General features: G+C 66.0%; 14 protein-coding genes, 1 tRNA gene and 2 pseudogenes. 9 read left to right on the top strand and 8 right to left on the bottom strand.

Annotated elements, in window-relative coordinates; translation table 11 throughout:
• Window positions 1–94: 94 nt before the first annotated feature.
• From ACG10_RS15210 to pcaC, 3 genes are all read left to right on the top strand, one after another.
• Window positions 95–1,456 (top strand): 3-carboxy-cis,cis-muconate cycloisomerase, encoded by a 1,362-nt coding sequence (locus ACG10_RS15210; RefSeq protein WP_198318955.1) that lies wholly within the window; start codon window positions 95–97, stop codon window positions 1,454–1,456.
• 10 nt (window positions 1,457–1,466) lie between these two features.
• Window positions 1,467–2,255 carry a 3-oxoadipate enol-lactonase gene (pcaD, locus tag ACG10_RS15205; protein ID WP_089168854.1) on the top strand — a complete coding sequence of 263 codons (789 nt, stop codon included), beginning with the start codon at window positions 1,467–1,469 and terminating at the stop codon, window positions 2,253–2,255.
• 101 nt (window positions 2,256–2,356) lie between these two features.
• A complete protein-coding gene (gene pcaC, locus ACG10_RS15200) occupies window positions 2,357–2,749 on the top strand; it encodes a 4-carboxymuconolactone decarboxylase (RefSeq protein WP_089168853.1) in 393 nt (130 codons plus the stop codon).
• 49 nt (window positions 2,750–2,798) lie between these two features.
• Here pcaC and ACG10_RS15195 read toward each other — a convergent pair whose 3' ends face one another.
• The 4 genes from ACG10_RS15195 to ACG10_RS15180 form a co-directional block, all read right to left on the bottom strand.
• Window positions 2,799–3,632, bottom strand: a complete 834-nt coding sequence (locus ACG10_RS15195) for an aldo/keto reductase (protein WP_089168852.1) — start codon at window positions 3,630–3,632, stop codon at window positions 2,799–2,801.
• A gap of 17 nt (window positions 3,633–3,649) precedes the next feature.
• The gene (locus ACG10_RS15190; RefSeq protein ID WP_089168851.1) at window positions 3,650–5,359 is read right to left on the bottom strand and encodes an FAD-dependent oxidoreductase; all 1,710 of its coding nucleotides are present in this window, start codon (window positions 5,357–5,359) and stop codon (window positions 3,650–3,652) included.
• Between the two features lie 212 nt (window positions 5,360–5,571).
• Window positions 5,572–6,837: an OprD family porin gene (locus ACG10_RS15185; RefSeq protein ID WP_089168850.1), complete on the bottom strand. Its 1,266-nt coding sequence runs from the start codon at window positions 6,835–6,837 to the stop codon at window positions 5,572–5,574.
• Between the two features lie 448 nt (window positions 6,838–7,285).
• Window positions 7,286–8,566: an OprD family porin gene (locus tag ACG10_RS15180; RefSeq protein WP_089168849.1), complete on the bottom strand. Its 1,281-nt coding sequence runs from the start codon at window positions 8,564–8,566 to the stop codon at window positions 7,286–7,288.
• Window positions 8,567–9,025: 459 nt separating this feature from the next.
• Between ACG10_RS15180 and quiC the strand changes: the two genes are divergently transcribed.
• Entirely contained in the window at window positions 9,026–10,924 is a 1,899-nt protein-coding gene (gene quiC / locus ACG10_RS15170) for a 3-dehydroshikimate dehydratase QuiC (RefSeq protein WP_089168848.1), read from the top strand.
• 94 nt (window positions 10,925–11,018) lie between these two features.
• Window positions 11,019–11,684, top strand: a complete 666-nt coding sequence (locus tag ACG10_RS15165) for a TetR family transcriptional regulator (RefSeq protein WP_089168847.1) — start codon at window positions 11,019–11,021, stop codon at window positions 11,682–11,684.
• A gap of 161 nt (window positions 11,685–11,845) precedes the next feature.
• Here the strand turns inward: ACG10_RS15165 and ACG10_RS15160 are convergent, their stop codons facing one another.
• Window positions 11,846–12,700: a shikimate dehydrogenase gene (locus tag ACG10_RS15160; protein WP_089168846.1), complete on the bottom strand. Its 855-nt coding sequence runs from the start codon at window positions 12,698–12,700 to the stop codon at window positions 11,846–11,848.
• Between the two features lie 4 nt (window positions 12,701–12,704).
• The gene (aroQ, locus tag ACG10_RS15155) at window positions 12,705–13,148 is read right to left on the bottom strand and encodes a type II 3-dehydroquinate dehydratase (RefSeq protein WP_039802770.1); all 444 of its coding nucleotides are present in this window, start codon (window positions 13,146–13,148) and stop codon (window positions 12,705–12,707) included.
• Window positions 13,149–13,485: 337 nt separating this feature from the next.
• Here aroQ and ACG10_RS15150 point away from each other — a divergent pair.
• The 4 genes and pseudogenes from ACG10_RS15150 to ACG10_RS15140 all read left to right on the top strand — a co-directional run.
• Window positions 13,486–13,559 (top strand) — tRNA-Gly (locus ACG10_RS15150).
• 140 nt (window positions 13,560–13,699) lie between these two features.
• A pseudogene (locus ACG10_RS24500) lies at window positions 13,700–13,932 on the top strand (Arm DNA-binding domain-containing protein); the annotation flags it as partial.
• Window positions 13,914–14,210, top strand: coding sequence for a hypothetical protein (locus ACG10_RS24915; RefSeq protein WP_408608446.1), 297 nt, complete (start codon window positions 13,914–13,916; stop codon window positions 14,208–14,210). The pseudogene ACG10_RS24500 and the gene ACG10_RS24915, both read left to right, overlap by 19 nt.
• A pseudogene (locus ACG10_RS15140) lies at window positions 14,170–14,744 on the top strand (IS481 family transposase); the annotation flags it as partial. The gene ACG10_RS24915 and the pseudogene ACG10_RS15140, both read left to right, overlap by 41 nt.
• A 145-nt stretch (window positions 14,745–14,889) precedes the next feature.
• On the opposite strand, the gene ACG10_RS15135 reads toward ACG10_RS15140, so the two are convergent.
• Window positions 14,890–15,912, bottom strand: a complete 1,023-nt coding sequence (locus ACG10_RS15135) for a substrate-binding domain-containing protein (RefSeq protein ID WP_089168845.1) — start codon at window positions 15,910–15,912, stop codon at window positions 14,890–14,892.
• Between the two features lie 515 nt (window positions 15,913–16,427).
• Entirely contained in the window at window positions 16,428–17,126 is a 699-nt protein-coding gene (locus ACG10_RS15130; RefSeq protein ID WP_232487277.1) for a substrate-binding domain-containing protein, read from the bottom strand.
• Window position 17,127: the final 1 nt, after the last annotated feature.

The following is a 17,127-nucleotide window of genomic DNA, read 5'->3' as shown; positions in this document are numbered from 1 at the left end:
AATGCATTCGCGGTAGGGTGAACGCCGGTTGCGGATCAATCCGCTCCTACAGGTACGCGCTGCCAACCTAGGCTGTACTGCCATCGCTTTCAGGATGATCGTCTTGAGCAACCAACTGTTCGATGCCTACTTTACCAGCGCGCCGATGCGCGCGGTGTTCTCCGACCACGGGCGGCTGCAGGGCATGCTCGACTTCGAAGCCGCGCTGGCGCGCGCCGAAGCGCAGGTCGGACTGATTCCCGAGGCCGCCGTGACGCCGATTGCCGGTGCCTGCCGCGCCGAGGCCTATGACGTCGCCGCGCTGGCCACGGCCATCGCCACCGCCGGCAACTCGGCGATTCCGCTGGTCAAGGCCCTCGGCCGGCAGGTCGCCGCCGTGGATGCCGAGGCCGAGCGCTACGTGCATCTGGGCGCCACCAGCCAGGACGCCATGGACAGCGGCCTGATGCTGCAACTGCGCGCTGCCGTCGCGCTGTTCGAAGCCGAGCTGGCGCAGCTGGCCGAAGACCTCGCCATGCAGGCCGAGCGCCATGCCGACACCCCGCTGGCCGGGCGCACCTGGCTGCAGCACGCCACCCCGGTGACCCTCGGCATGAAGCTCGCCGGGCTGCTCGGCGCCGTCACCCGCCAGCGCCAGCGGCTGGCCGAATTGAAGCCGCGCCTGCTGGTCCTGCAGTTCGGCGGCGCCGCCGGCACCCTGGCGGCGCTGGGCGAGCAGGCCCTGCCGGTCTCCGAGGCGCTGGCCCGCGAACTGGACCTGAGCCTGCCCGAACAGCCCTGGCACACCCAGCGCGACCGCCTGGCCGAATTCGCCGGCTGGCTCGGTCTGCTCGCCGGCACCCTCGGCAAGCTCGGCCGCGACCTGTCCCTGCTGATGCAGACCGACGTCGGCGAAGCGTTCGAGCCCTCCGCGCCGGGCAAGGGCGGTTCCTCGACCATGCCGCACAAGCGCAACCCGGTCGGCGCCGCCGTACTGATCGGCGCCGCCACCCGCGCGCCGGGCCTGGTCGCCACCATGCTCGCCGCCATGCCCCAGGAGCACGAGCGCAGCCTCGGCCTCTGGCATGCCGAGTGGGAAACCCTGCCCGAGCTGTGCTGCCTGGTTTCCGGCGCCCTGCAGCAGGCGCGCCTGCTGCTGCCGGGACTGGAGGTGGACGCCGTGCGCATGCGCGAGAATCTCGACCTGACCCAGGGCCTGGTGCTCGCCGAGGCGGTGAGCATCGCCCTGGCCCAGCGTCTCGGCCGCGAGCGCGCCCATCATCTGGTCGAGCAGTGCTGCCGCCAGGCGATCGGCGAAGGCCGCCACCTGCGCGCCGTGCTCGGCGGCAACGCCGAGGTGAGCGGCGAGCTGTCCGCCGCCGAACTGGATCGCCTGCTCGATCCCGCCCATTACCTTGGCCTGGCGCAGCGCTGGGTCGCCCGTGCCGTGGCCGAACACCGCGCCACCCACTGCTAAGGAGTCATAGATGCCGACCGTGCAACTCGCCGATGGCGCACTGAACTACCAGATCGACGGCCCCGCGGGCGCGCCGGTGCTGGTGCTGTCCAACTCGCTGGGCACCGACCTGCGCATGTGGGACACCCAGATCCCGGCCTTCGCCGGGCACTTCCGCGTGCTGCGCTACGACACCCGCGGCCACGGCCACTCGCTGGTCAGCCCGGGACCGTACAACGTCGAGCAGCTCGGCCGCGACGTGCTGGCGCTGGCCGATGCCCTCGACATCCGCAAGTTTTCCTTCTGCGGCCTGTCCATGGGCGGGCTGATCGGCCAGTGGCTGGGCGTCAACGCCGGCGAGCGCCTGCACAAGCTGGTGGTGTGCAACACCGCGGCGAAGATCGGCAACGACGAGGTCTGGAACACTCGTATCGACACCGTGCAGAAGGGTGGCCAGCAGGCCATGCGCGACCTGCGCGACGCCTCGATCGCGCGCTGGTTCACCCCGGAATTCGCCGCCGCCCAGCCGGGCAAGGTCGAGCCGATCGTCGGCATGCTGGCGCAGACTTCGCCCGAGGGCTATGCCGCCAACTGCGCGGCGGTGCGCGATGCCGACTTCCGCGAGCGGCTCGGCGCCGTCGCCGTGCCGACCCTGATCGTCTGCGGCACCCAGGACGCGGTGACCACCCCGGAGCACGGCCGCTTCATGCAGGAGTGCATCCAGGGGGCGGAGCGGGTCGAGTTCCACGCCGCGCACCTGTCCAACGTCGAGGCCGGCGAAGCCTTCACCCGGGCGGTGCTGGATTTCCTCCGCAAGTAAGTCACGCGTTGGGTGGACAACGCGCGCAGCGGTTTTCCACCCTCTGCTCGCCCCCCATCAATGCTCGGCTCGTTTCCGACGCGCCGAGCGGGAGTACCGCAATGGATGAAAAAGAACGCTACGACGCCGGCATGCAGGTGCGCCGCGCGGTGCTCGGCGACGCCCACGTCGACCGCAGCCTGAAGAACCTGACGCCGTTCAACGAGGAGTTCCAGGAGATGATCACCCGGCATGCCTGGGGCGACATCTGGACCCGTCCGGGCCTGCCGCGCCACACCCGCAGCCTGATCACCATCGCCATGCTGATCGGCATGAACCGCGAGGGCGAGCTGAAGCTGCACCTGCGCGCGGCGAAGAACAACGGCGTGACCCGCGACGAGATCAAGGAAGTGCTGATGCAGAGCGCCATCTACTGCGGCATTCCGGCGGCCAACGCCACCTTCCACCTGGCCGAGGAGGTCTGGGACGAGCTGGGCGTGGAATCGCTCGGCTGAGTCGCCGCCGGCTGCCGGCTGGCAGGCCGGCATCCGCGGTGGTCACGCTTTATTCGTCGCAGGCATCCCATGCGGGGGCGAAGTCGGGGCTGACCAGCCGCTGGTTCTTCGGCAGGGCATCGATCAGGGCGCGGTCTTCGTCGTCCAGCGTCACCTCCAGCGCGCCGAGGTTGATGCGCTGGTTGGCGACGCTGCCGGCCTTGGGAATGGCGGCGACCGCGGGCTGGTCGAGCAGCCATTTCAGGGCGATTTGCGCAGGCTGGGCCCGGTGCCTGGCGGCGATGTCGCGGATTTCCGCCACCTCCGCAATGCGGTTGCGGGCCAGCGGACTGTAGGCGATCAGCGCCATGCCGTGTTGGCGGGCGTAGTCGAGCAGCTGCCGCTGGCCGAGCAGGACGTGGTATTCCACCTGGATGGCGGAGAGCGGCGCGCCCAGCTCCTCGACCGTCCGGCGCAGCAGCGCCAGCGGGAAGTTGGCCACGCCGATGTGCCGGGCCTTGCCTTCCTCGCGCAGGGCGACCAGGGTTTCGATGCTGCGCGGCAGGTCCCAGTCCCTGCCCGGCCAGTGGATCATGAACAGGTCGACGCGGTCGCTGCGCAGGGCGTCCAGGCTGCGCTCCAGCGAGGCGCGCATGGCCGCCGGCCGCAACTGGTCCCACCAGACCTTGGTGGTCAGGTGCACCGCTTCGCGGGACACCGGCGACTGTTCCAGCGCCCGGCCCACGGCCGCCTCGTTCTCGTAGGCGGCCGCCGTGTCGATATGCCGGTAGCCCAGCTCCAGGGCGCTCTGCACGGCGCGGGCGCATTCCTCGCCGAGCATCGGCCAGGTGCCGAGTCCCAGTCTGGGCAGAACCAGCTGGTCATGGGTGACGATGTTCTGCATGGGTTCTTCTCCCGTCGTCATTCCGCAGTGGCGGCGCCCGCGACATGGCGCGCGGCGATGTAGCCGAAGGTCATCGCCGGGCCGAGGTTGATGCCACCGGAGGGGTAGTGGCCGCCCATGATGCTGGCCATGTCGGTGCCCGCCGCGTACAGCCCGTCGATGGGCGCGCCATTGCCGTCCAGCACCTGGGCGTGGGCGTTGGTCTTCAGGCCGGCGAAGGTGCCGAAGCAGCCCGGCTCGACCTTGACGGCGTAGAAGGGGGCGCTGGCGATCGGCGCGAGGCAGGGATTCGGGCCGGTATGCAGGGGATCGCCCTGCTTGCGGTTGTAGGGGGTCGAGCCCTTGCCGAAGGCCGGGTCCTTGCCTTGGTAGGCCTGCAGGTTGTACTCCTCGACGGTCGCGGCCAGTCCGGCCGGGTCGATGCCGCAGGCTTCGGCCAGTTCCTCGAGGGTCTTGCCGCGTTTCAGATAGCCCGAGCGCAGCGCGCCGGCCAGCGGCACCGGGAACGGGCGGGCGAAACCGAGCCCGTAGCGGCGCAGGAAGCGATGGTCGCAGATCAGCCAGGAGGCCACCGGCTGGCCTTCCGGCGCGCTGGCCAGCATGGCCGCGACATAGTCGTAGTAGCCGTTGGCTTCGTTGACGAAGCGCCTGCCGTCGGACAGCACGCCGATCACACCGGGCTTGGCGCGGTCGATGATGTGCGGGAAATGGCCGAAGTTGCCGTCCCAGTGCGGCACGCGGGACACCGGCGCCCAGGCCACCGGCGAGGCGAGGTCGGTGACCAGCCGGCCGCCGGCGGCCTCGCCCAGGCGTATGCCGTCGCCTTCGCAGGCGGCCGGCGGCAGCGCCAGATGCTCGCGGCCGGTGGGCGTGCGCGGGAACAGCGCCTTGCGCAGGGCGACGTCGTTGGGGAAGCCGCCGGCGGCGAGCACCACGGCCCTGGCGTGGATGGCGACATCGCCGCGGGCGGTGGCCACCACCGCGCCCCGGACCTGGCCGTCCTTCTGGATCAGCTGTCTGGCCGGCGCCGACTCCCAGAGTTGCACGCCCAGGTTTTCGGCGGACTTGGCCAGACGGGCGACCAGCGCCACGCCGTTGACCAGCTGCATGGCCCGGCCATGGAAGGCCAGGTCCCACAGGTGCTGGAGGAAACGCCTGCCGACGTGCAGGGTGGAGCGCAGCGAACGGGTCACGCTCAGGAACGCCGCCAGATCAGGGCCGGCCATGATCGGCATGCCCATGAAGGAGGTCTCGCGCATGGTCCTGCGCAGGCGGCGCAGCAGCGGGCCGACCTTGCGGCCGTTGTAGGGCGCGGCGATCACCTGGTGGCCGCCGGTGGCGGCGCCCGGGGTGTCGCCGTGGATGTCGGGAATGCCGTTGCCGTCGACGAACTGCAGCGCGGTGTGCTTCTCGAAGAAGGCGACCATGTTCGGGCCGTTGTCGAGGAAGGCGTCGACCAGCGCCGCGTCGTAGCGCTCGCCCAGCTCGTGTCTGAGGTAGGTGCGCGGCTGCTCGGGGTCCTCGTGGATGCCGGCGCGCCTGGCCAGCGGGTTGCCGGGCACCCACATCCAGCCGCCGGACCAGGCGGTGGCGCCACCGAAGACCGGCTCCTTTTCCACCACGATGACTTTCAGGCCATGCCAGGCGGCGGTGACCGCGGCCGACAGGCCGGCGGCGCCGGAGCCTATGACAAGCAGATCGCATTCGACAGACGGGGACGTGGGCATTCGGGACTTCTCCTGGGGGCCTGGCGCCGTGGGGGGCCAGACCGGCCGTGCATTTTTATGATTGTGGAACGTGGTTCCAATAGTAATGCGGGGCGGCACTCACGCCAAGCCCGGATGCTGGCGCAGCGATGTTCGACGGGGGTGAGCCAGCGGCATGGCCGCCGCTCGGCGGGAGTGCGGCCCGCCTGTCCGGCGGGCTGGGGGAGGAGGCTTCAGAACAGCGAGATCGGGTAATTGACGATGATGCGGTTTTCGTTCCAGCTGGTGTTGGTGCCCCAGTTGGCGCGCTTGGTGGAGTTGCGCAGCTTGACGGAGAGGTTTTTCAGCGAGCCGCTCTGAACGACGTAGGCCAGTTCGTTCTCGCGGCTCCAGGTCTCGCCGTTGGTCACGCCGTTCCGGTGCACGTTCCTGCCGTCGATGTAGCGGCTCATGAAGGTCATGCCGGGAATGCCGAGGCTGGCGAAGTCGTAGTCGTGGCGGATCTGCCAGGATTCTTCCTTGGGATTGTTGTAGGGGCCGGCATAGACGTCGTTGGGCAGGGGGTCGGCGCTGGTGCCGTTGACCTGCAGCCAGCGGTCCTTGCCGGTGAGTTTCTGGTAGGCGAAGGTGAAGGTGTTGCTGCCGGTCTTGAGGGCGAAGCGGCCGAAGAAGGTCTTGTTGTCCAGGTCGCCGGCGAGGGCCTGGCCGTCCTCCTCGCCGTCGAAGAGGCCCAGCTTGGCGTTGAGCGATGTCTTGTCGCCCAGCGGCTGGGTATGGCGGATCTCGAAGTAGCGCTGTTTGTAGAGGTCCTCCAGTTGCGCGAACCAGGCGCTGAGCATGGTCCTGCCGTCGTTGAAGGTGTATTCGACGCCGCCGAAGTTGAAGCGGTCGGAGCTGCCGCCGCTGATGCCGTCGATGGTCATGTCCTGCATGCTGGCATCGTTGCGCGGACTGGTCTCGCGCATCTGTCCGGCATAGATCGTCACATTCTTGATTTCCTTGGAGGTGAGCATGCCGCCCTGGAAGGTCTGCGTCAGGCCGCGTCCGTCGTCCGAGCTCAGGATCGGCAGTACCGGATTCCATTCGCCGACCTTGATTTCGGTATCGGAATAACGTGCCTTGAAGGCGACGCCGAAGCGGCCGAAGTCGTCGGCCGGGTCGCCGTCCTTGCCGACCGGCAGCAGCTGGGTGCCGCTGGTGCCCTTGCCGCCATCGAGCTTGACCGACCAGAGCCCGAGCAGGTCGATGCCGAAGCCGACCGGACCCTCGGTGAAGCCCGATTGCACGTTCAATATGAAACTCTGTGTCCACTCCTCGGCCTTGCCCCGGGTGGCCCCGTGGTCGTAATCGCGATTCAGATAGTAGTTGCGCAGGTTCAGGGTGCCCTTGGCGTCCTCGAAGAAGGCGGCATGGAGCGGGCCGGACGAAAGGGATGCGGCGATCGCGAAAGGAAGCGCGATTCGGCAAGGCTTCACCAGCCGAACAGATGTGACTCTCATTATTGTTGTTCCTGAAAAGGTGACTGCCGGGCATGCAGGCATCCCTCCGTGCGGGCGGACGTCTACATGGTCGGGGGCTTCGGCGCTGTGGCTACTGCCGGGGCGGGCTGGGTCTGGGCATGGGGGGCGGGGCCTCGAACCTATTGTTGTTGTTATCGAAAGCACCCCGGTCGTGCGCTGGGGCTGCTTGGGCTATCGGCCTTCAGGGCGGATCCTGACGGCGCTATGGCGATGCTAGTAACAAAAGCTTTCAGCAGCCTTTCATGAGACTTTCAGGACGTGTTCGCCGATTGGCGGCATGGGTTCGTGACCGTTGCCCGTTCGGTGGCTGGGCATGTTTTCCCGGCGGCGCTGCGCCGAAGCCTTGCGCCTTCCGCGCATTTTCGCGGAAGCAAAAAAGACCCGCCGTGAAGGCGGGTCAAACTCTCGCAGAGGCAAAAGGTGACGGTCAGAACAGTGATAGCGGGTACTGGACGATCAGGCGCTGCTCGTTGAACTGGTTGTTGCTGCCGTAGTCGCGGCGCATGGTGGTGTTGCGCCAGCGCAGGGTCAGGTTCTTCGCCGCGCCGCTCTGCACCACGTAGGCCAGCTCGCTCTCGCGGCCCCATTCCTCGCCGTCGTCGACGGCGCCGACGTGGATGTTCTTGCCGCTGATGTAGCGGGTCATGAAGGTCAGCCCCGGCACGCCCAGGGCGGCGAAATTGTAGTCGTAGCGCAGCTGCCAGGAGCGCTCGCGGGCGTTGTCGTAGCTGGAGTTGTAGCTGTCGTTGGCCAGGGTGCCGCCGCTGGTGCCGTTGACCCGCAGCCACTTGCTGTCGCCGCTGACCCGCTGCAGGCCGAGGTAGAAGGTGTGCGCGTTGTGCTTGAGGGAGAACAGCCCGGACAGCACCTTGTTGTCCAGGTGGCCTTCCAGCGCCTCGCCGTCCTCCTCGCCGTCGAAGTAGCCGATGTTGGCGCCCAGGCTCCAGTCCTCGCCGAGCGGCTGGGTGTGCAGCACCTGGAAGTAGCGCTGCTTGTAGATGTCCTTCAGGCGCGCATACCACATGCCGACGGTGGTCCGCTTGTCGTTGAAGGTGTATTCCGCGCCGCCGAAGTCGAAGTCGTCGGACTTGCGGTCGCTGGTATAGGGACTGGTACCGAACAGCGTCATATCCTCCATGCTGCCGTCGTCGCGCGGGCTGTTGCCGGTGATGTGGCCGGCATAGAGGGTCAGGTTCCTGATGTCCTTCGAGGTGAGCATGGAGCCCTGGAAGGTCTGCGGCAGCGAGCGGCCGTCGTCGGAGCGGAGGATCGGCAGCACCAGGTACCACTCGCCGACGCGCAGCTCGGTTTCGGAGAATTTCATCTTGCCGGAGACGGCGATCCGACCGAATTTGTCGGCCGGGTCGCCGTCGCGGCCGAGGGGCAGCAGCTGGGTGCCGCCGGTGCCCTTGCCGCCGTCGAGCTTCTGCGAATAGAGACCGAGCACGTCGACGCCGAAGCCGACCGGACCTTCGGTGTAGCCGGACTTGAGGTCGAGGATGAAGTTCTGGGTCCATTCCTCGGCCTTGCTGCGGGTGGCGTTGTTGCCCTTGAAGTCGCGGTTGATGAAGAAGTTGCGCAGGGTCAGGGTGCCCTTGGCGTCTTCGACGAAGCCTGCGGCGTTCGCGGCGAGGGGCAGGGCCAGGATTGCGCCGAGAGTCAGGCTTGCGCCACTGCGCGCCGTCGACAGCAGGTCGCGTGAAGTCATTATTGTTCTCCGTTGGTTTTCGTAAGGCATGAGCTGCTCCTCCGGCCGGACACGGGGTGGCAGAAGGGGTAAGGCGGTAGTCCCCGGCCGGCAGGGTCTCGACTGTCGGCGGAAAGCGCGATCAGCGGGGACGGGCCGGGAGGCCGAGGTAGCGGGGGGGCGGTGAAGCGGAAAGGCGCGGCATCGGGAAATTCCTCTTGAAATTATTGTTGGAATCGTGAGGTCCTGGGGTGTTCCCAAGTGGAGGTCATGGTTGCCGTCCGCTCCGGTGGGGGTCAATCGGGGGAGTGGGCTTTGGTGCGGTAATCGAACGAATAGTTAACCAGTTGGTACATTCGTGTTGCCCGCTTCGTAGTCTCGTCCAATAATTGATGCGGATTTCCCCCTTCGCCAGTCCGACCTGCCCGCCATGTGGCCCCGGCAGCCGCTGGCGGCCGACTGCTCCAGTGCGGAGGACTCATGCACCGTTCCATTGCCACCGTCTCGCTCAGCGGAACCCTGCCGGAAAAGCTCGAGGCGATCGCCGCCGCCGGCTTCGACGGCGTGGAGATCTTCGAGAACGACCTGCTCTACTACGGCGCCAGTCCGCGCGAAGTGCGCAAGCTGGCCGCCGACCTGGGCCTGGCCATCACCCTGTTCCAGCCGTTTCGCGACTTCGAGGGTTGCCGCCGCGACCGTCTGCAGCGCAACCTCGACCGCGCCGAGCGCAAGTTCGACCTGATGCAGGAGCTGGGCACCGACCTGGTGCTGGTGTGCAGCAACGTCGCCGGCGACTCCCTCGGCGACCGGCAGATCCTCGTCGACGACCTGCGCCTGCTCGCCGAGCGGGCCGGCGCGCGCAACCTGCGCATCGGCTATGAGGCGCTGGCCTGGGGTCGCCACGTCAACACCTGGCAACAGGTCTGGGAGATCGTCCGGGAGGGCGACCATCCCAGCCTGGGGATGATCCTCGACAGCTTCCACACCCTGTCGCTGAAGGGCGACCCGAGGGCCATCGCCGAGGTGCCGGGGGAGAAGATCTTCTTCGTGCAGATGGCCGATGCGCCGCTCCTGGCCATGGACGTGCTGGAGTGGAGCCGGCATTTCCGCTGCTTCCCGGGGCAGGGCGAGTTCGACCTGCCGGGCTTTCTCGCGCCGATCCTCAAGAGCGGCTACCGCGGGCCGCTGTCGCTGGAGATCTTCAACGACGGCTTCCGCGCCGCGCCGACCCGCGGCAATGCGCTGGACGGCTATCGCTCGCTGCTCTACCTGGAGGAGAAGACCCGCCTGCTGCTGGAGCAGCAGGGGCAGCCGGTGGAGCCCGGGGTGCTGTTCGCGCCGCCGCCGGCCAGCCGCTACGACGGCATCGAGTTCCTCGAGTTCGCCGTCGACGACACCCACGCCGCCCGCCTGAGCCACTGGCTGACCCAGCTCGGCTTCGCCGAGGCCGGTCGCCATCGCTCGAAGAACGTCAGCCTGCTGCGCCAGGGCGATATCAACCTGGTGCTCAACGCCGAACCCTATTCCTTCGCCCACAGCTATTTCGAGGCCCATGGCCCGTCGCTGTGCGCCACCGCGCTGCGGGTGCGCGACGGCCATCAGGCGCTGGAGCGCGCCTGCGGCTTCGGCGGCCAGCCGTATCGCGGCCTGGTCGGCCCCAACGAGCGGGAGATTCCCGCGGTGCGCGCGCCGGACAGCAGCCTGATCTATCTGGTCGACCGCGATGCCGAGGGCCACAGCATCTACGAGACCGACTTCGAGCTGAAGGGCACTGCCGACGGCGGCGTGCTGCAGCGCATCGACCATGTGGCCATGGCCCTGCCGGCCGAGGCCATGGATTCCTGGGTGCTGTTCTACAAGAGCCTGTTCGACTTCGCGGCCGACGACGAGGTGGTGCTGCCCGACCCCTACGGGCTGGTCAAGAGCCGCGCCGTGCGCAGCCGCTGCGGCTCGGTGCGCCTGCCGCTGAACATCTCGGAGAACCGCAACACGGCGATCTCCCGTTCGCTGTCGACCTATCGCGGCTCCGGCGTGCACCACATCGCCTTCGTCTGCGACGACATCTTCGCCGCCGTCGAGCGGGCTAAGGAAGCCGGCGTTCCCCTGCTGGAAATCCCGCTGAACTACTACGACGATCTGGCCGCACGCTTCGATTTCGACGACGACTTCCTCAGCAAGCTGGCCTACTTCAACATCCTCTACGACCGCGATGCCCAGGGCGGCGAGCTGTTCCACGTCTACACGGAGCCGTTCGCCGAGCGCTTCTTCTTCGAGATCCTGCAGCGCAAGGACTACGCCGGTTACGGGGCAGCCAACGTCGCCGTGCGCCTGGCGGCCATGGCCCAGGCGCGCAGCGGACGCAGCAAGCCCAGGCTGTGAGGCGGCAAGGCCACGGCGCCTTCCGCCGTGGCTTTTCTCCTGCGGTGCGGCCATGAATAATGGCGCCATCCTTCCCCCTAAAGATGCGCTTTCCATGCCGGACACCAAGCCTGTCGCCGAGCCCGCCGTGCGTCCTCGCCAGCCGCGCAAGAACAACCCGGAAAAGACCCGCCAGGACATTCTCCTTGCGGCCATCCACGAGTTCGCCGAGCAGGGGCTGAGCGGTGCGCGGGTCGACGCCATCGCCGAGCGCACCAGCACCTCAAAACGGATGATCTACTACTACTTCGGCAGCAAGGAGCAGCTCTACCTGGCCGTGCTGGAGAAGCTCTACGGCGACATCCGCACCACCGAGGCCGCGCTTCGCCTCGACGAGCTGGACCCGCAGGCGGCCATCCGCCGGCTGGTCGAGTTCACCTTCGACCACCACGACGCCAACGTCGACTTCATCCGGGTGGCGAGCATCGAGAACATCCACCATGGCGAGCATATTGCCCGGTCGCCGCTGATCCGTTCGCTGAGCAAGTCGATCGTCACCCAGATTGCCGCGATCCTTGCGCGCGGTGCCGATGTCGGGGTGTTCCGCGCCGGCATCGATCCACTCGACCTGCACCTGCTGATCAGCTCGTTCTGCTTCTTCCGGGTGTCCAACCGCTACACCTTCTCGACCATCCACCAGGTCGATCTCGGCGAATCGCAGGCCAAGGCACGGCACAGGGAGATGATCTGCGAGGCGGTGATTCGCTATATCCGGGCGTGAGAAGGCGCTTGCGGCCGGTTTGGAGGAGTGGGGCTACCTCGGGGAACTCTTGCTGGCCTTGAGGTGGAGGCGACGGGCAGAGTGCCTGCGGCCTGTTTCTCGCGGGGGTGCGGTGCGGCGGGCTTGGCCACTGTCGGAACAGTGGCCAATTCCGGCCGGACTCAACCGAGGCTGGCGAAATGCGCCATCATCCGCCCGGCATCGGCCTGGACGCCGCTGAACAGCTCGAACGCCTTGACCGCCTGGAACACCGCCATGTTGCTGCCGTCGAGGGTCAGGCAGCCGAGGGCGCGGGCGGTGCGCAGCAGCTCGGTTTCCAGCGGGAAGTAGATGATCTCCGCCACCCACAGGTCGGCGTGCAGCAGCTCGGCCGGCAGCGGCATGCCCGGCAGCTTGGCCATCCCCACCGGCGTGGTGTTGACCAGCCCCTGGGCCTCGGCCATGGCCGCGGGCAGGTCGCTGCCGGCGGCCGCGCGGCCGGCGCCGAAGCTGGCGTTGAGGTTGGCGGCCAGGTCGGCGGCGCGGCTCGGCTCCACATCGAAGACGGTCAACTGGCGCACGCCGGCCTGCAGCAGGGCATGGGCCACCGCGGCTCCGGCGCCGCCGGCGCCCATCTGCACCACGCGCTCGCGCGCCACGCCCGGCAGGCCACGGCGGAAGCCCTCGGCAAAGCCCAGGCAGTCGGTGTTGTGGCCGATGCGCTTGCCGTCCTTGAACACCACGGTGTTGACCGCGCCGATGCCGCGGGCCTCCGCCGACAGCTCGTCGAGCAGCGGGATGATCGCCTGCTTGCAGGGGAAGGTGATGTTCAGGCCGGTGAAGCCCATGCGCTCGGCGGCGCTCAGCAGTTCCGGCAAGGCCTCGCTGCTCAGGCCGAGCTTGTCCAGATCGATCAGCCGGTAGAGGCAACGGATGCCCTGGGAGTCGCCCTCGTGCTCGTGCATGGCCGGGGTGCGCGAGGCCTGGATGCCGGCGCCGATCAGGCCGGCGAGGATGCTGTTTGGTTTGGCGATCATGGGCTCAATCCTTCTTCAGATGCTGACTGAAATGCTGCAGGGCCATGCGGTAGCCATGGCTGCCGAGGCCGCAGATCACACCGACGGCGATGTCCGACACGAAGGAGCGGTGGCGGAAGGGCTCGCGCTTGTGCACGTTGGACAGATGAACCTCGATGACCGGCAGTTCGCTGGCGAGCAGGGCGTCACGGATGGCGACCGAGGTGTGCGTCCAGGCGGCGGGATTGATCAGGATGCCGGCGCAGCGACCGCGGGCCAGGTGGATCCACTCGATCAGCTCGCCCTCATGGTTGGTCTGGCGGAACTCCACGGCCAGACCGCATTCCTCGGCGGTGCGTGCGCAGAGGTCGGCGATATCGGCCAGGGTTTCCCGCCCGTAGGTGGCCGGCTCGCGTGTGCCGAGCAGGTTGAGATTGGGGCCGTTGAGCACGAGGACTGTGTGTGTCACACGATTCTCCATTGTTATTAGGTAATTGGAGGTGCACGGCTAAAATGTACCGTATGGTTAATTTGGTCAATCCACCGGGAGCCGCCCCAGGGAGCGTGGTGGTGGGGTGACTGCTGACGTGCCGGCCGGAAAGGGCCTGCAACCCCCGACGGCAGGGGCTTCCCGTGGGTTGCGGAATCCGCTGGCGGTGACGAACAAAGTGTGCGGTTATCGACCGGGAGGCCACTCGGGCCGGGGAGAACGCCAGGGCTGGCGGTGGGAAAGCCTCGCTGGCAAAGCTGGCAAAGAAAGATTGCGCTTCACCTGCCAGCCTGCTTCTGGTAAAAAGGCACCGCTCGCGGGCGTCGTATAATGGCATTACCTGAGCTTCCCAAGCTCATGACGAGGGTTCGATTCCCTTCGCCCGCTCCACATACTTGTTTCCACATGCTCCCGCATGTAGCTGAAACCCAGAGAAACCGGCCCTTAGAGCCGGTTTTTTTGTGCCCGAGTTCTCCCGTATATGCCTCCTTGTATGCTTTCGTGTAACTCGAACTTAGGCATACAAGGAAATGAAGCGAAGCGAGATCAAACGCCGCCCCCTGGCCGATACCACCCTGGCCGGCCTGGAGCCGGAAGCTACCGCGTACAGGGAGCGGGGCGGCGACGGCTTGTACTTCCGGGTGAAGCCCAACGGCACCAAATTGCGGGAGCTGCGCTACAAGAAACCGGACGGCAAATGGAGCTGGCACGGGCTGGGCGGCTATCCCCGATCTGTCTGGCGCCATGGCTCGCGACAAGGCGCGGGAGGCAAAGCGCCTGGTGGCCAGTGGCGCCGATCCGGTACAGCACAAGATCGCCCAGCGAGAGGCCAAGGAAGCCCGCCAGCGCCATGCCGCCGCTGCCGAGTACTGGTATCAGCCCAAGGCACAAAACGGACGCGCCGACAGCACCCTGCGCCTGATGCGTGGCTATCTGGACAACGACGTGCTGCCCGCCCTGGGCGACAAGCTGCCGACCGAAATCACCCGCCGCGACTGCGCCAGCCGGCGTTCTGGCAAAACGTTACGGCATCAGCGATGAAACGGTACGTAAATGGCGCAAACGGGGAACCGAGGGAGGCGCTGGGTCGTGTCACGACCGCTCCAGCCGCCCGCAGCGACTGGCCTGGCGCGCCACAGCGGAAGAGCGCGCCATTGTCTCCCAGCTCCGCAGATCAACGGGCTTCGGCCTCGATGATCTGACCTTCGTGTCCGGCACTTCCTGCCTCACCTCAACCGCGACAGCATCTGGCGTATCCTCCGGGCCGAAGGGCTTAACTGTCGCCCGCCGGCACCCAAACTCCATCCCGTCCGTGGACAGGGCCAATTCCATGAGTACGACCTGGGCTTCGTTCATATCGATGTAAAGCATCTGCCGAAGCTGAGAACGGCGGACGGCGACATCTGCAAGCGGTATCTGTATGTCGCCATCGATCGCCGCTCACGCTATGTCCACCTCGCTGTCTTCGATGCGGAGAACGCCGCGAATGCTTGTGCTTTTCTCCGCGCAGTCAAGGCGGCTTTCCCTTTCCGGATCACGCATGTGCTGACCGATCGTGGCTCCTTCTGGATGGCCTGCCCCTCATCGGAAAAGTCCAACAGCGGCTTAGCGCAATGCCCGAGCTCGCCAGCTCCACATCGCCCCTTTCGAGCGACAGTCAGCTCATGAATAAAGTCGATGACATACTGTTCCACGCCAATGACATCTCACAACCAGACAATTAAGGCTCCGAAGGAATGTCCGTTGATGCTTTAGGCAGATAGATATGGCTGTCGACGAAAATCTTCTCGGGGACAGGCTCTCCTTGGGCTAGACGTTTGAGCATCCGGTAGCTTTGGCGGCCGATCTCGCGACCTTCCAGGCTCAAGTAGGCCTGTACCAGGCCGTCGTCGAGCAGCGCGCGCTGTGCTGCGTCGGGCTCATTCGTAGCGATGATGATGGCCGGGCGCGCGCCCTTTTTGTCGAGTTCGGCGAGCAACGGGCCGAGCTGCTGGCGAAATACATCAGCTTGGTAAATCGGCCAACTGCCGGTACTGATAATGACGTCAACCTCGCTGGTATTCAGCAAGGCGGCAAGCTGGAGCACCGCCTTCTCTGGGTTTTCGGCGCGATAGAGCGGGCAGCGGTTCGGCTCGCTCCAGCCATTCTCTCCCCTCAGCCGGTCAGCTGCCCTAATCTTGGTTTGGGTTTGGCTGCCACGCAGTTGCTGGCGGATGCCCTGGAGGCGTTCCTGGTAGTTGGTTTCCCGCGCGCTGCCGTTCAAGACGCATAGCTTTCCGCCCTGTGGCCTGAAGCGCTTGGCGAGTACGCCCAACTGTTGGCCAAAAGCCAGGTTGTCGAGCCCGACATAGCCTCTGCGCAGATGCCGCTCTGCCGGTTTCAAGTCCGCCTCGAAGGTGATCAGCGGCGTCTTGCCCGCCCGCTGCAAGGCATGATCGGCCAGCCATTTCGAATGGGTCACTGACAGGGCAATACCGTCCAGGTCCATGTTGAGGGCCTGCTCCAGGGCTTGATTTTGCAGGCGAAAATGCTCTAGCTCCGAGGCGCCCAGCAACAGACAGGTATCGCTCTGGGCCTGGGCGGCCTCGGCACAGCCCTCGCCGGCCTGGATGAAGAAGGGATGGTCGACCCGCTTGGCGATCAGCGCGAACTGTAACGGTTCGGCGCCGGCGGGGAGGCCGAGCGGCAGCCCGCAGAGCAGGGTGGCAGCGGAAAGAAAGCGGAAAAATAGACGTCTTTTCAAAACGGATCCTGGTGGCCTCCAGCATGGAGAGCTGACTTGTTATGGGGTTTTTAGATGCCATGAGGTCGTTTGGGATGATCCCTACTTCGCGGAGCAGGCTGACTGGTGACTGCGAAAGCCTGTTGAGATCAGGCCCTGCCCTTGATCAAGCTAAGTGGACGCGCTATGGGATGTCACGCCAGTGGTCAGGTGTTTCAGCACTGACGGGACAAGGCAGAAAGCGAAAGGGCTTACAGAGAGCTTTTTTGTCGATCAGACGGCGGAGGAGGGCAGCTCGTAAGGCCTGAAGCGGTTCACGGCATCTCGAGATGATCCTTTGCCAGATGCGCGTAGCGCATGGTCATCGAGGGCGAGGCATGCCCGGTATCGCCTTGAGCCAACGACTGCCCATCCGCATGGCCAGAAGCCGGTGCCCGATCGATGCATGTCTTCTGGCCATGTGTGAAGAGTGGCTGGATATGCTTCCTCAAGGTTTCGCGGAGATCTCCGGCAGCGCGTTGGAGCGGTGAATGTAGCTATCGATGAAAACCTTTTCCGGGATGGGTTCGCCCTGCGCCAGACGCCTTATCATCCAGTAGCCAGTAGCTCTGACGACCGATTTCGCGGCTTTCCATGCTCAGATAGGCCTGTACCAGGCAGTCATCGAGCAGTGCATGCTGTGCCGCACTGAGTTCGGGAAGAGCGATGACAATGGCTGGGCATGTGCCCTTTTTAATCCAGCTTGGCAAGCAGGGGCCGAGTTGTTGGCGATAGAGGTTGGCTTGGTGAATCGGCCTGCTGCCAATGCGGATGATGGCATCGACCGGGCTGGTAGAGTTCAGCAGGGTGGAGAGCTTGAGCAGCGCGTTCTGTTGATTGACCCTGTTATACAGGGGGCAACGGTCCGATTCGCTCCAGCCATGCTCTCCGTTCAGCCGTCCGGTCCGATCAAGGGCATCATTGGTCAATTCGCCACACAACTGTTGCGGATGCCCTGGATCCGCTCCTGATGATTGGTATCCTGGGAACTGCCGGTCAGAATGCACAGTTTGCCGCTGCGGCCTGAGGTATTGGACAAGCATGCCCAACTGCTGGCCGAAGGCCGGGTTGTCGAGTCCGACGTAGCCTCGGCGCAGATGGCGCTCTGCGAGATCCAAGTCCGAGTCAAAGGTGATCAACGGTTTCTTGCCTGCCCGTTTCAAGGCATGCTCGGCCAGCCATTGCGAATGGATCACC

It is taken from the genome of Azotobacter chroococcum (genome assembly GCF_002220155.1).
In the GTDB taxonomy this organism is placed as follows: Bacteria; Pseudomonadota; Gammaproteobacteria; order Pseudomonadales; family Pseudomonadaceae; genus Azotobacter; species Azotobacter chroococcum.
The sequence above is the reverse complement of the archived record's forward strand: the minus strand, read 5'-3'. Positions and strand labels throughout refer to the sequence as shown.